This window comes from Streptomyces genisteinicus, assembly GCF_014489615.1.
Classification (GTDB): domain Bacteria; phylum Actinomycetota; class Actinomycetes; order Streptomycetales; family Streptomycetaceae; genus Streptomyces; species Streptomyces genisteinicus.
Genome location: NZ_CP060825.1, coordinates 2,715,551 through 2,728,650, shown reverse-complemented (window position 1 = coordinate 2,728,650; position 13,100 = coordinate 2,715,551). Strand labels below are relative to the sequence as shown.

At 74.1% G+C, this 13,100-nt stretch carries 10 protein-coding genes; 8 read left to right on the top strand and 2 right to left on the bottom strand.

Annotated features, from left to right (window positions below; genetic code table 11):
• Positions 1-127 precede the first annotated feature (127 nt).
• The gene (locus tag IAG43_RS11920; RefSeq protein ID WP_187740726.1) at positions 128-3,250 is read right to left on the bottom strand and encodes an FHA domain-containing protein; all 3,123 of its coding nucleotides are present in this window, start codon (positions 3,248-3,250) and stop codon (positions 128-130) included.
• A 545-nt stretch (positions 3,251-3,795) separates the two neighbouring features.
• Here IAG43_RS11920 and IAG43_RS11915 point away from each other — a divergent pair.
• From IAG43_RS11915 to IAG43_RS11900, 4 genes are all read left to right on the top strand, one after another.
• A complete protein-coding gene (locus IAG43_RS11915; protein WP_187740725.1) occupies positions 3,796-5,457 on the top strand; it encodes a serine/threonine-protein kinase in 1,662 nt (553 codons plus the stop codon).
• A 193-nt stretch (positions 5,458-5,650) separates the two neighbouring features.
• Positions 5,651-6,919, top strand: coding sequence for a serine/threonine-protein kinase (locus tag IAG43_RS11910; RefSeq protein ID WP_187740724.1), 1,269 nt, complete (start codon positions 5,651-5,653; stop codon positions 6,917-6,919).
• 59 nt (positions 6,920-6,978) lie between these two features.
• Positions 6,979-8,085 carry a peptide chain release factor 2 gene (prfB, locus tag IAG43_RS11905; protein WP_187740723.1) on the top strand — a complete coding sequence of 369 codons (1,107 nt, stop codon included), beginning with the start codon at positions 6,979-6,981 and terminating at the stop codon, positions 8,083-8,085.
• 269 nt (positions 8,086-8,354) lie between these two features.
• Positions 8,355-9,206 (top strand): hypothetical protein, encoded by an 852-nt coding sequence (locus IAG43_RS11900; protein WP_187740722.1) that lies wholly within the window; start codon positions 8,355-8,357, stop codon positions 9,204-9,206.
• A gap of 86 nt (positions 9,207-9,292) precedes the next feature.
• On the opposite strand, the gene IAG43_RS11895 is transcribed toward IAG43_RS11900, so the two are convergent.
• On the bottom strand, positions 9,293-9,475 hold the full coding sequence (locus tag IAG43_RS11895; RefSeq protein ID WP_187740721.1) for a hypothetical protein: 183 nt from the start codon (positions 9,473-9,475) through the stop codon (positions 9,293-9,295).
• Positions 9,476-9,725: 250 nt separating this feature from the next.
• On the opposite strand from IAG43_RS11895, the gene ftsE reads away from it, so the two are divergent.
• The 4 genes from ftsE to smpB all read left to right on the top strand — a co-directional run bounded on the left by ftsE (position 9,726) and on the right by smpB (position 13,085).
• Positions 9,726-10,415: a cell division ATP-binding protein FtsE gene (ftsE, locus tag IAG43_RS11890; RefSeq protein ID WP_147986701.1), complete on the top strand. Its 690-nt coding sequence runs from the start codon at positions 9,726-9,728 to the stop codon at positions 10,413-10,415.
• A 32-nt stretch (positions 10,416-10,447) separates the two neighbouring features.
• A complete protein-coding gene (gene ftsX, locus IAG43_RS11885; protein WP_187740720.1) occupies positions 10,448-11,365 on the top strand; it encodes a permease-like cell division protein FtsX in 918 nt (305 codons plus the stop codon).
• A 67-nt stretch (positions 11,366-11,432) separates the two neighbouring features.
• Positions 11,433-12,587, top strand: a complete 1,155-nt coding sequence (locus IAG43_RS11880; RefSeq protein WP_187740719.1) for a S41 family peptidase — start codon at positions 11,433-11,435, stop codon at positions 12,585-12,587.
• Between the two features lie 18 nt (positions 12,588-12,605).
• A complete protein-coding gene (gene smpB / locus IAG43_RS11875) occupies positions 12,606-13,085 on the top strand; it encodes an SsrA-binding protein SmpB (protein ID WP_187740718.1) in 480 nt (159 codons plus the stop codon).
• Positions 13,086-13,100 lie beyond the last annotated feature (15 nt).

Genomic DNA, 13,100 nt, shown 5'->3' with positions numbered 1-13,100 from the left:
GACCGGAACCGGCGCCATCCGCACCGGGACGACCGGCGGACGGACCGGTCCGTCCGGGAGCGCGGTGACAGGGTGACGCGCAGACGCGGTGACGGGGCAGCAGCGTGACGGGGCAGCGGGTCGGCGGTCAGGTCTGGGCCGGGATCAGCGGCGGCAGCGGGCCCGCGTCGACCGACTGCGCGGCACGCTGGAGTGCGCTCGCGAGCAGTGCGAGGTCCGTGGGGCCGTTGCCGAGTTCGCGGACCGGGCGGCGGGTCGGCGGATCGCCCATCCGCTCCCACTCCAGCGGGACCACGGTCGGGCGCAGGGTCGCCGTACGGGGGATCCGCCCCGAGACCCGGCCGGTCTGGAAGGCGGTCACCCGCCCGTCCGGATGCCCGAGCCGGCCCCGGCCCGGTGCCGGATCGTCCGGCCCCGGGGAGACCGGCGGCGCCTGGAGCACCACCCGCAGCCTGGCGCCCTCGGCGAGCCGGGTGTCGGCGGTCCGGTCCGGGCGCGACGAGGAGGCGATCAGGTGCACCCCGAGCCGCCCGCCGTCCCGGGCGATCGCCTCCAGCGCCCGTACGACCGAGCCGGCCGCCGGCCGTCCCGGGCTGCCGAGCGCGGGTGCGACCAGCGCGTCGTAGTCGTCCACCAGCACCACCAGCCGCGGCAGCGGGTCGGGCCCCTGCCGCCGGGTGCGCCCGCCGGGGCGCAGCCGGAGCGTCCCGGACGGCGGGGAGTGCAGATCGCCCCGCTGGTCGGCGGCGTCGGGGGCGGTCCGCTGCCCGACCATGCGGTCCGACACCTCCCGGCGCGCGTGCCAGGCGGCGAAGTCGGTGCCGTCGAGCAGTTCGGCGCGGCGCTTCAGCTCGCCGCCGAGCGCCTGGGCGAAAACCCTCATGCGCACCGGGTCGCTCGCCACCAGGTGCTCGGTGACGTGCGGCAGTTCCGTACAGGCCGCCAGGCCCTCCCCGCGTTCGCCGCCCGCGCCGTCCACCAGCAGCAGCCCCAGCCGGTCGGGGCGGCCCGCCGACGCGAGGGAGGCCGCGAGCGCCCGCAGCAGCTCGGTCCGGCCGCTGCCCGCGGGGCCCTCGATCAGCAGGTGCGGGCCTTCGGCCGTGAGGTCGACGGAGAGCGGGCCGTGCGGCCCGGCGCCGAGGACCGCGTTGACGGCCGTGCCGTCGTCCGCCGACGCCCAGCGCGCCATCAGCGAGGCCGGAGTGGCCCTCGCGAGTCCCAGTTCGTCCAGCAGCCGGGCGGTGGCCGGCAGGGCGACGGCCCGGCCGGGGGCGGTCGGGGACCCTTCGGTGCGCAGGGGGGCCAGGGCGCGGCCGAACCGCTCGGCCCACGCGGCGGAGACCGCGTCCACCGTGCCGACCGTGCCGTGCCCGGCGGCCCGGCCCCCGGCGACCCGCAGCACCCGCAGGGCGGTCGCCACGTCCCCGCTGAGCAGCGCGACGGCCCCGCACTCCCGGAACGGCAGCGACGCGGCGCAGGCGGCCTCGTAGGTGGCGGCGACGGGGGACACCGGTGAGGCCGAGGGCGTCTCGGCGAGGCAGATCACATGGATGCCGGCCGCCGGCCCGGCGCCCGCGAGACGGGCGGCCGTCTCGCGCAGCGCCGCCGAACCGGGGTCGCCGTCGACGACGAGGACCGTGCGCGGCCCGCTGTGGCGGGCGGCGGCCTCCGCCACCGCCTCGCGGTCCGCGCTGGGCCAGCCGGGGCCGAGCGGCCCGTCGTCGAGGCGCCTGGTCAGCTCGGCCGTGCGCGCGGTGGCCTGGTCGCGGTCGTAGGCGAGCAGGAGCCGGCAGTCCTGGCCGTGCCCGGGACGCACATGGGGCAGCCAGCCCAGCCATCCCCAGTCCCCCCGGCGCGTGTCGGGGCCGTGGGCCCGGTCCGTACTGATCAGCACGATCTCCAGGCCGGACGGCGCGTGCAGCGCGGCCAGCTGTGCCACGGCGGAACGGGCCAGACCCAGCAGCCGCGCCCGCGGCCCGGCGAGCCCGAGCGAACCCGCCTCCCGCAGGGCGACGGTGACGGGGACGGACGGCAGGTCGGCGCGGTCGGCCGTGCCCAGCCGGATCACCAGCGACTCGGGGTGTTCGGGGGCGCGCTCCCACAGCCGGGGGCCGGGGCCGAGCGCGGTCAGCAGCACGGCGGCCGGGTCGGGCCAGCTCTCGCCCCCGGCGCCGCCGTCCGCGGCGCCGGACGCGGGTGCCGACGGGGCCTCGGGGGTGCCGGAGTCCCGGTTGCCGGCGAGCCGGCGTGCCCAGGCGCCTATGCCCCGCCGCCGGGGGGCGGCCTCCGCCGGAGGACCGCCGGGGGGTGTGTCCGGCCCGGCGGCCGGAGCTCCCAAGTCCCCGGCAGCGGCGCTCCGCAGGTCGATCGGGCGGCCGTGGGTGGCGCCGGGGGCGGGTGCGTACTGGGCGGGGACCCGGGGCGGGGCCGCCGGGACGTGGGGCGGCGGGGGCCAGGGGATGCCCTCGTCGGCGTCCCCGGCAGGGTCACCGGGATGCCCGGCGTCCGGGGCGGCTGCGCCGGCCGTCCGGGCCGGGACTCCGCCGGCGCCGTCCGGTCCTCCCGGCCCCGCAGAGCCGTCCGCCGCGGCACTGTCCGGGGCCGCACCGGGCAGGGCCACCCGCAGGTGGCCCTCGCCGTCCGGCGCGGTCGCCGGTCCTGCGGGGGCGGGGCCGGAGGCCAGCCGCAGCGCGGACTCGCCGACCCGGAGCAGCGCCCCGGCGGGAAGCCGCACCGGGCGTTCGCCCACGGGCCGGCCGTCGACGCTGGTGCCGTTGGTCGAGCCGAGGTCGGCGACCGTGACCCGGCCGTCCTCCGCCACCGTCACCTCGCAGTGCAGGCGCGAGACGTCCGGGTCGTCGAGCGGGACGTCGGCGCCGGCCGAGCGGCCGACGCTGATCCGGCCGCCGTGCAGCAGGTGGACGCCGCCGGCGTCGGGTCCGGCGACGACGTGCAGTTCGGCCGGGACGTCCGCCTCGTGCGGCTCGTCGTCGGCGGGGGAGTGGAGGGCGAGCACGGCGCCGTCCACCAGGGGCGGTTCGCCGAGGGTGCGCCGCTGGAGGTCGAGGCGTTCCCGGCCCGCGTAGAGGACCACGGCGCCCGAGGCGTCGGGGCCGCAGGCGGCGGACGCGAGCGAGGAGGCCACGGCGGCGAGCGCCGTCCCCGCGGGCGCGGTGACCAGGACGTCGCAGGCGCGTCCGGGCGCGGACTGTCCGCCGCGCGGGGCGAGCACCGTGAGCCGGATCTGCATCGCCGTCAGCAATCCCTTCTGCGCGGGGCGTCCGGCCGGGGACCGCCCCGATCCGCCCCACCCGGCAGGTCGGCACCCGGCCCTTCCGCGCGGACCGGGCCGGATCCGAACGCAGGGCCGAAGCCGCGGGATTCCGGGCCTTCGCCGCAGGCGCGCCGAAAGGACCGTCCACACGGCCGTGTGCTGAGGGCATCCTTGCACCTGCCGCCGACAACACGCCCGGGACCCACCCTCAAGTGATCTTGAATGGTCGGCTCTGGACACAAAAGTGCCTGCTTGGGAACCGCGCTCCGATCGGGCGGGTCCGAAAAGTGAGCTTCGATGCACTTCCGGGTGGCAACCGCGCGTACGGTCGCCGCGTCCTCGTTCGAGAGGGCACGGCGGCGCCCGGAGCGCCGGGCCCGCGGGAAAGAGATGGGCGGCGAGGCCGCCGGTGATCCGTTCCACGGCATTACAGTGGGCCGGACACACGGGAGGCCGTACGGATCAGAGGATCATCGGCGGGCCCGGACCATGTGAGGACCCCTATCAGCAGGGAGCGCGACGTGCGGCCGGTAGGCAGCAAGTACCTGCTCGAGGAGCCGCTCGGACGCGGCGCCACGGGCACCGTCTGGCGAGCGCGCCAGCGGGAGACCGCGGGCGCCGAGGCGGCCGTCCCCGGCCAGCCCGGCGAGACCGTCGCGATCAAGGTCCTCAAGGAGGAGCTCGCGAACGACGCCGACGTCGTGATGCGCTTCCTGCGGGAGCGCTCGGTCCTGCTGCGGCTCACCCACCCGAACATCGTCCGCACCCGCGACCTCGTCGTCGAGGGCGACCTGCTCGCGCTGGTGATGGACCTGGTCGACGGCCCCGACCTGCACCACTACCTGCGCGACAACGGCCCCCTCTCGCCGGTCGCGGCCTCGCTGCTGACCGCGCAGATCGCGGACGCGCTCGCCGCCAGCCACTCCGACGGCGTGGTCCACCGCGACCTCAAGCCGGCGAACGTCCTGCTGAAGACCGACGCCGACGGCCAGATGCACCCGATGCTGACCGACTTCGGCATCGCCCGGCTCGCGGACTCCCCGGGCCTGACCCGCACCCACGAGTTCGTCGGCACCCCGGCGTACGTCGCCCCGGAGTCCGCCGAGGGCCGGCCGCAGACCTCCGCCGTCGACATCTACGGCGCGGGCATCCTGCTCTACGAGCTGGTCACCGGCAGACCGCCGTTCGCCGGCGGCACCGCCCTGGAGGTGCTCCACCGCCACCTGAGCGAGGAGCCGCGCCGCCCCAGCACCGTCCCCGAGCCGCTGTGGACGGTCATCGAGCGCTGCCTGCGCAAGGAGCCCGGTGAGCGCCCCAGCGCCGAGAACCTGGCCAGGGGGCTGCGCACGGTCGCCGCGGGCATCGGTGTGCATGCGAACTCCGCCCAGATCGACGCCGCCCTCGGCGTCGCCGCCCTGCTCGCGCCCGACCCCTCGCCCGCGCCCGTGCCGGACACCCCCGGCGCCGCGGACCCGACCCAGGTCCTGCCGAACACCGGACCCGGCGGCGCCTCGGCGTACGACCCGTCCGCGGCCACCAGCGTCATGCCGCAGACCGGACCGCGCGGCGGCAACGCCGACCCGACGTCCGTGATGCCCCCGGTGCCCGGCCCCGAGGACCCGCACCCCTGGCAGTCGCAGCTGAGAGCCGCCCGGGACCGCAACGAGCAGACCCAGGTCCAGTACCTCGACCCGAGCCAGGACCCGCTGCGCCGCCGCCCCCAGCGGCAGCCCCAGCAGCCGCAGCAGCCCCCGCAGGGCCGCCAGGGGTATCCCCCCGCGCCCCAGCCGTACGCCTCCCCGCAGCAGCCGCAGCGCCGGCAGCCGCCCCAGCGTCAGCAGCCGCCGCAGCCCCAGCCCTACAACCCGCCGCCGCAGCCGTACGCCCCGCAGCAGCCGCCGCCCCAGCAGCCCGCGCCGCGTCCGCCGCGCGAGCCGCGCCGGCGCAGTGCCAACCCGGTGCGCATCCCCGGTCTGGGCTGCCTCAAGGGCTGCCTGGTCATGGTCGTGCTCTTCGTCGTGGGCGGCTGGCTGATCTGGGAGCTCACCCCGCTCCAGGACTGGATCGCCCAGGGCAAGAGCTACTGGGAGGCGATCGGCGACGGGATCTCCACGGTCACCGACTGGGTCTCCCAGCTCGGCGACGCCAAGGAGACCGCCGACCAGGTCACCGAACCGCAGTAGGCGCCGGCGGGGCCCGGCGCCGCCGCGGGGCGACGGACACCCGTCCGCCGCCCCGCGGCGCACGACTCTGTTTATTTGTCGACTTCCGCGGGCTGATTTATCCCGCAGAAGTGAAGGTCGGCGACATCCGGGGCACACACCTCCCCGATGCCCGCGTACTTTGGGGGCAACGCCAGCCGCTGAGGGAGCAGTCTTGGCACGGAACATCGGCAGCCGGTACACGGCGCATCAGATCCTGGGGCGGGGCAGCGCGGGCACGGTGTGGCTCGGCGAGGGCCCCGAAGGGCCCGTCGCGATCAAGCTGTTGAGGGAGGACCTCGCCAGCGACCAGGAGCTCGTGGGCCGCTTCGTCCAGGAGCGCACGGCGCTGCTCGGACTCGGACACCCCCGGGTCGTCGGCGTCCGGGACCTCGTGGTCGACGGCAACGACCTCGCACTCGTCATGGACCTGGTGCGCGGCACCGACCTGCGCACCCGCCTCGACCGCGAGCGGCGGCTCGCCCCCGAGGCGGCGGTCGCGATCATCGCGGACGTCGCCGACGGCCTGGCTGCCGCACACGCGGCCGGGATCGTGCACCGGGACGTCAAGCCGGAGAACATCCTGCTCGACATGGAGGGGCCGCTCGGCCCGGCCGGGTCCCATCCCGCACTGCTCACGGACTTCGGCGTCGCCAAGCTGATCGACACCCCGCGCCGCACCAAGGCCACCCGGTCCGCCGGCGGCGGCGCCCCGAACGCCTCGGGCATCATCGGCACACCCGACTACATCGCCCCGGAGATCGTCGAAGGGCTGCCGCCCCGCGCCGCCGTGGACATCTACGCGCTGGCCACCGTCCTCTACGAACTCCTCGCCGGGTTCACCCCCTTCGGCGGCGGCCACCCCGGCGCGGTCCTGCGGCGGCACGTCACCGAGACGGTGGTGCCGCTGCCCGGCATCCCCGACGAGCTGTGGCAGCTGATCGTCCAGTGCCTGGCCAAGGCGCCCGCCTCCCGGCTGCGCGCCTCCGAGCTGGCGCAGCGGCTCCACGACCTGCTGCCGCTGCTGCGCGGCATGCCGCCGCTGGAGGTCGACGAGCCCGACGCGGAGCCCGCCGCGGAGCCCTACGAGGACACCGAGCCCGAGGCCGACCGCCCCCGGCGCAGGGGAGCAGTCTCCCTGGTCCCCGGCGGCGCCCCCGCCGACTCCAACCGGGACACCCACACCTCGATGCGGGTCCCCGCACCCGACGAGCTCGCGGGCGGCGCCCACGGCACCGCCCGCGCGCCCCGCGCGCCCGGCCAGCGGCGTCCCGGCTCCGCCCGCAACAAGGCGGCGGCGGTCCGCAAGCGGCGGATCACGCTGGGTGCGGCTGCGGTCGCCGTGGCGGCCGTCGTCGGAGTCGGCGGCTGGCTGGTCGCCGGCGGCGACGACGGCGCGAGCAGGCCCCACGACCAGAGGCAGTCCGCCCCCTCGGAGCCCTGAGCCCCGGGGGCGGACGGCCGCCAGCACGGTCTCCTCCGCTCAGCCGTTACGCTGGACCCGTGGCAGTCGTCGATGTATCCGAAGAGCTGAAGTCCCTTTCCTCGACCATGGGGTCGATCGAGGCCGTTCTGGACCTCGACAGGATGAGGGCAGACATCGCCGTGCTCGAGGAGCAGGCGGCGGCACCGTCCCTGTGGGACGACCCCGAGGCGGCGCAGAAGATCACCAGCAAGCTTTCGCACCTCCAGGCCGAGGTCCGCAAGGCCGAGACCCTGCGCGGCCGGATCGACGACCTCGAAGTGCTCTTCGAGCTCGCCGAGGCCGAGGACGACCCGGACACCCGCGCCGAGGCCGAGACCGAGCTGGAGGCCGTGCGCAAGGCGCTGGACGAGATGGAGGTCCGCACCCTCCTGTCCGGCGAGTACGACGAGCGCGAGGCCCTGGTCAACATCCGCGCCGAGGCCGGCGGCGTGGACGCCGCCGACTTCGCCGAGCAGCTCCAGCGCATGTACCTGCGCTGGGCCGAGCGTCACGGCTACGGCACCGAGGTCTACGAGACGTCCTACGCGGAGGAGGCCGGCATCAAGTCGACCACCTTCGTGGTCAAGGCCCCGTACGCCTACGGCACGCTCTCCGTCGAGCAGGGCACCCACCGCCTCGTGCGCATCTCGCCGTTCGACAACCAGGGCCGCCGGCAGACCTCCTTCGCCGGTGTGGAGATCCTCCCGGTCGTCGAGCAGTCCGACCACGTCGAGATCGACGAGTCCGACCTGCGCGTGGACGTCTACCGCGCCTCGGGTCCGGGCGGCCAGGGTGTCAACACGACCGACTCCGCGGTCCGTATCACCCACATCCCGACCGGCATCGTCGTCTCCTGCCAGAACGAGCGCTCCCAGATCCAGAACAAGGCGAGCGCCATGAACGTCCTCCAGGCGAAGCTGCTGGAGCGCCAGCGCCAGGAGGAGCGGGCCAGGATGGACGCCCTCAAGGGCGACGGCGGCAGCTCCTGGGGCAACCAGATGCGTTCGTACGTCCTGCACCCGTACCAGATGGTCAAGGACCTGCGCACGGACTTCGAGGTGGGCAACCCGCAGTCGGTGCTGGACGGGGAGATCGACGGCTTCCTGGAGGCCGGAATTCGCTGGCGCAAGCAGCAGGACAAGTAGTCGGCCGCTTTGTCGACAAGGGAACTGCCGTCCACCGGGCGGCAGTTCCCTTTTATGTCACAGTTGCATCCCCGCAGGTCAGGCAACTGACAGTATTTCGGGCATCGCGCCCGCAACGACCTTGACGGTGTTGCGGAAAATCGGAATGGTGGCGTGCGGCATGCGTGTTTCCGGGGCGTGTGCGAGCGGGGGAGTCACCACGGATCCGAGCCCGCTGCTGCTCCGGACGCTGCTCCAATGACGAGATAGCTACTGGGGGTAGCAGCCAGATGATGAAGAAGACGCGGATTCGTGTCGCACGTATAGCCGCCGGCGCCGTGATCGCCGCGGGTGCGTCGCTGACCGCCGCAGGTGCCGCGCAGGCGCTCGACATCAACGTGGGTCTTTCTGCCGACGGCAACAGCATCGACGCCGGCATCGGCATCAATGACGGTCCGGGCGAGGGCGAGCCCTGCGAGATCGACCCCACTCTGTGTGAGTCCGGCGGCGGCGAGAACGGCGGCGGGGACAACGGCGGCGGCGAGAACGGCGGCGGCGAGAACGGCGGCGGCGAGAACGGCGGCGGGGACAACGGCGGCGGCGAGAACGGCGGCGGCGAGAACGGCGGCGGCGAGAACGGCGGCGGCGAGAACGGCGGCGGCGAGAACGGCGGCGGGGACAACGGCGGCGGCGAGAACGGCGGCGGCGAGAACGGCGGCGGGGACAACGGCGGCGGCGAGAACGGCGGCGGCGAGAACGGCGGCGGCGAGAACGGCGGCGGCGACAACGGCGGCGGGGACAACGGCGGCGGCGAGAACGGCGGCGGGGACAACGGCGGCGGCGAGAACGGCGGCGGGGAGAACGGCGGCGGCGAGAACGGCGGCGGCGACAACGGTGGCGGCAACGGTGGCAACGACACCGACCCCAACGGTGGCGTGATCGACGGTGACGCCGGCACGGGCACCGACACCGACAGCGCGGGCTCGCAGCCGGTGGAGCAGGGCGAGGCCAAGGAGGAGCTGGCCGAGACCGGCGCCGCCGAGACCACGTTCCTGCTGCTGGGCGCCGCGACCATGATCGCGGGCGGCATCGGCTTCCGTATGCTGCCGCGCCTCGTCGGTGGCGGACGCACCGTCGCCTGACACGCACAGTGACATGCCGAAGGCCCGGGGTGCCGAGCACCCCGGGCCTTCCGGTGTCCCTGAAACCCGCCTCGCGGCCCGGTGTCCTAGACGGCCAGCAGCGCCACAGCGGCCACCAGCAGCACCAGGAGCGCGAGCAGCGCCGCCGGGCTCACGCCCGCCAGCGGGCCGCCCTGCTGGAGGCGCTCACGGCTGGCCCGGCAGACCGGGCAGCGGCCCTCGGCCACGGGCGACGCGCAGTTCGCGCACACCAGTCGGTCGTAGGTCATCCGCACTCCTCCTCCCGCGCGCCGAGGCCGCAGGCGCGGACCGTCAGCACATTTCCCCTCCGACAACGCGCAGGGAAACGCGACTGTTCCCCTACCACTGTGCCAGCTCGGGCGCTTTTCGGCGCGCCCCGTCGGATTACGCCCGTTCCGTGACCGGACAAAACGCGCAAGCCGGGACCGCGACTGCACGGCCTGTGCCGGTTCGCGTATGGTCACGCTCACCTACTCCCGGCCTACCCGTGGTGCACCCGTGATCCGATTCGACAACGTCTCCAAGAGCTACCCCAAGCAGAACCGACCTGCCCTGCGCGACGTCTCCCTCGAAATCGAGAAGGGCGAGTTCGTCTTCCTCGTGGGATCCTCGGGCTCCGGCAAGTCGACGTTCCTGCGGCTGCTGCTGCGCGAGGAGCGCGCCAGCCAGGGGATGGTCCACGTCCTGGGCAAGGACCTGGCCCGGCTCTCCAACTGGAAGGTGCCGCACATGCGCCGCCAGCTGGGCACCGTGTTCCAGGACTTCCGCCTGCTGCCCAACAAGACCGTCGCGGAGAACGTGGCGTTCGCGCAGGAGGTCATCGGCAAGCCGCGCGGCGAGATCCGCAAGGCGGTGCCGCAGGTCCTCGACCTCGTCGGCCTCGGCGGCAAGGAGGACCGGATGCCCGGTGAACTCTCCGGCGGTGAGCAGCAGCGCGTGGCCATCGCCCGTGCCTTCGTGAACCGGCCGATGCTGCTGATCGCGGACGAGCCGACCGGCAACCTCGACCCGCAGACGTCCGTCGGCATCATGAAGCTGCTCGACCGGATCAACCGCACCGGTACGACCGTGGTGATGGCGACCCACGACCAGAACATCGTCGACCAGATGCGCAAGCGCGTCATCGAGCTCGAGAAGGGCCGTCTCGTACGCGACCAGGCACGCGGCGTCTACGGCTACCAGCACTGAGCCCGGACAGACTGAAAGGCTGAAAGCACGCCATGCGCGCCCAGTTCGTCATGTCGGAGATCGGTGTCGGTCTCCGTCGCAACCTCACGATGACGTTCGCCGTCGTCGTCTCCGTGGCCCTCTCGCTCGCCCTCTTCGGTGGCGCCCTGCTGATGAACAAGCAGGTCAACACCATGAAGGACTTCTGGTACGACAAGGTCAACGTCTCCATCTTCCTCTGCAACAAGAACGACGCGGCCACCTCGCCCCAGTGCGCCAAGGGCGCCGTCACGTCGGCGCAGAAGGAGCAGATCCAGTCCGACCTGAAGAAGCTGGACATCGTCGACACCGTTCAGCACGAGACGGCCGAGCAGGCGTACAAGCACTACAAGGAGCAGTACGGCGACACCCCCATCGCGTCCACGATCACCCCGGACCAGATGCAGGAGTCGTACCGGGTGAAGCTGCACGACCCGGAGAAGTACGAGGTCGTGTCGACCGCGTTCGCCGGGCGGGACGGCGTGCAGTCCGTCCAGGACCAGCGCGGCATCCTCTCGAACCTCTTCGACCTGATGAACGGCATGCGGATCGCCGCGCTCTGCGTGATGGGCCTGATGCTGGTGATCGCGATGATGCTGATCGTCAACACCGTGCGCGTATCGGCGTTCAGCCGCCGGCGTGAGACCGGCATCATGCGGCTCGTCGGCGCGTCCAGCTTCTACATCCAGACGCCGTTCATCGCGGAGGCCGCGTTCGCGGGTCTCCTCGGCGGCGGACTCGCCTGCGTCATGCTGCTCGTCGGCCGGTACTTCCTGATCGACAACGGCCTGGCGCTCGCCGAGAAGATGCAGTTGGTCAACTTCATCGGCTGGGACGCCGTGCTGACGCAGCTCCCGCTGATCCTGGCGATCAGCCTGCTGATGCCCGCAGTTGCGGCTCTTCTCGCCCTGCGCAAGTACCTCAAGGTGTGACAAGCGCCCCGGGCGCCGTGCGGTCAACCTCCGTACGGCGCCCTTCGCTTGTCCTAGACTCGTCGCCATGGAGGGCCCCGATCTCAGTCCCCGGCCCCGCGGCGTCTGCCGCGGGGCGGCCCTGACGTTGGTCTTCGCGACCGTGCTCGCCACCGCGGCCGTCACCGGCGGTCTGCCGCAGGACGAGGAGCGGCCGGAGGGCGCCCCCGCCGTCCGTTCCGCCGCCGCGTCCCTGGACCGCGAGGACGTCGCCCGGGCCGCCGCCGACGCGATGGCCGACGGCAAGTCCGGTGCCGCCGCGGCCGAGCAGTTCGTCAGCCGCAGCGGCGACCGCTGGTCCGCCGTGTACGACAGCGAGGAGTACGAGGAGTTCGCCGAGGCCCTCGACGGCGAGTACACCGGCGTCGGCCTGAGCGCCCGCCGCACGCGCGACGGCGGAGTGGAGGTCTCCCGGGTGAGCCCGGGAGGGCCGGCCGACCGGGCGGGCGTCCGGGCGGGCGACCGGCTGCGCAGCGTCGGCGGGCAGGACGTCGCCCGGCGCCCGGTGACCGAGGTGGTCGGGCTGCTGCGCGGCGACGAGGGCTCCCGGGTGGCCGTCGGCCTGGAGCGGGACGGCCGGGAGTGGACCGCCGGCCTCACCCGCACCCGCCTGGCGACCCAGTCCGTCACCGTGCGCCACCTGGACGGCGCCGTGGTGATCAAGGTCGACTCCTTCACCAAGGGCACCGGGGCACGGGTGCGGGACGCCGTGCGCGGCGCCCCCCGGGGCGCCGGCGTTCTGCTGGACCTGCGGGGGAACGCGGGCGGTCTGGTCTCCGAGGCCGTCACCGCGGCCTCCGCCTTCCTCGACGGCGGCCTGGTCGCCACCTACGACGTCCGCGGCGACCAGCAGGCGCTCTACGCGGAGGCGGGCGGGGACACGGCGCGGCCGCTGGTGGCCCTCGTCGACGGCGGCACCATGAGCGCCGCCGAACTGCTGACCGGGGCGCTCAAGGACCGGGGGCGGGCGGTCACGGTCGGTTCGCGCACCTTCGGCAAGGGCTCCGTGCAGATGCCCAGCACCCTCCCCGACGGCTCGGTCGCCGAGCTGACCGTGGGCCACTACCGCACTCCCGCCGGTCACAGCGTCGACGGGCGGGGGATCACCCCCGACCTGGTCGCGGCCGAGAGCGCGGAGAAGCAGGCCCGCACGGTATTGGGTGGCCTCAGGGGTGCCCCGTAGTGCGAAAATGACGGCACTATGGCAAAGGAATCAGGGCGCAAGCTGATCGCCCAGAACAAGAAGGCGCGGCACGACTACCACATCCTCGACACCTACGAGTGCGGGCTCGTGCTGACGGGGACCGAGGTCAAGTCGCTGCGCCAGGGGCGCGCCTCCCTCGCGGACGGCTTCGTCCAGATCGACGGCGGCGAGGCGTGGCTGCACAACGTGCACGTGCCGGAGTACGCCCAGGGCACCTGGACCAACCACAGCGCGCGCCGCAAGCGGAAGCTGCTGCTGCACCGCGAGGAGATCGACAAGCTCGACGCCAAGTCCCAGGAGACGGGGCACACCGTCGTGCCCCTCGCGCTGTACTTCAAGGACGGCCGGGCGAAGGTCGAGATCGCGCTGGCGAAGGGCAAGAAGGAGTACGACAAGCGGCAGACGCTGCGGGAGAAGCAGGACCGCCGCGAGGCGGACCGGGCGATGTCGGCGGTACGCCGCAGGCAGCGCGCCTGATCCCCGGGCCGCGGC